A 1,113-nucleotide genomic window follows, 5' to 3' on the forward strand; every position below is an offset into this window, starting at 1 on the left:
TCATCGCCCACATCAGGCGCGTCACGAGGCTCATCGCAAGGGCATGACATCTCAAAGATAATTCCGAATCCGACTCTCAGCAACCGATTTGGGAATCCTCCGACGTCAACAGACTCTAGCTGACGAAGCCGCTGGTGCGAATGTGGTATTCGGCCGGCACCGGCAATGCGGACAAACCGCTGTCCACGACCAAAACCTGTCCGGTGATCCCCCGTCCATCGTTACCGGCCAGAAAGGCGAAGGTGCCCGCGATATCCTCGGGCGTGCAGACATGGGGCAGCGGATTGCGGGACAAGGCGCGATCGCGAGCAGCTTCCGGCGTGCCATAAAGGCCGATCGTTATCTGCGTCACGACATTTCCCGGGGCCACCGCATTCACCCGGATATTGCGCGGCGCCAGTTCGCAGGCTGCCGAGCGCGTCAGGCCGACCACTGCATGTTTGGCCGCAGTATAGGAATGGTTGGACCAGCCGGCAATTCCAGCGATGCTCGCGGTGTTCAGGATCACGCCGCTATCCCCCATCGCGTTCGAAGCATGCTTCGTGCCATAGAACACACCGTCGGTCATGATGGCGAGCGTCTTCTTGAAATCGGCCGCCGGCATCTTACCGATGGGACCGACGGCGCCAAGTATCCCTGCGTTGTTGATCATGCAGTCGAGCTGGCCGTATTCTGACACCGCGCGTGCGACCAGTTCCGCAACCTGGGCCTCATCGCTTACATCGGTGGCCGCTATCACTGCGCCCAGGTCCTTCGCCAGTTCGGAAAGGCGGTCAGTCCGCAGATCCGCCAGCACAAGTGCATATCCATCCGCCGCAAAGCGCCGGGCCGTGGCTTCCCCTATGCCGGATCCGGCACCCGTGATTACCGCAACTTTCACCTTTTCACCTCCGTGTGCGTTGTTCGTTCAAATTCCTCGCCGGAAGTTATCGAGCCGGCGCCGATGAGTCATCAGGCTTGCATATTAATAATAATAGATTTGGATGCAGAAATCCTCCATTTTCGGTAGCCGTTAACATTTACCATACCGCGCGCAGGGGCTCTGTTGCACAAATCAGCTGATGGCCGAGGTTTTCCTTTCCCTGGACAGAGTCATCCCACAGCTTCAGTGAC

At 58.6% G+C, this 1,113-nt stretch carries 1 protein-coding gene; it reads right to left on the minus strand.

The window, feature by feature from the left end:
- Nucleotides 1–115: 115 nt before the first annotated feature.
- Nucleotides 116–880 (minus strand): SDR family NAD(P)-dependent oxidoreductase, encoded by a 765-nt coding sequence (locus MXB90_RS17700; RefSeq protein ID WP_250046724.1) that lies wholly within the window; start codon nucleotides 878–880, stop codon nucleotides 116–118.
- Nucleotides 881–1,113 lie beyond the last annotated feature (233 nt).

The organism is Phaeovulum molybdatiresistens (assembly GCF_023544865.1).
Lineage (GTDB): Bacteria > Pseudomonadota > Alphaproteobacteria > Rhodobacterales > Rhodobacteraceae > Pontitalea.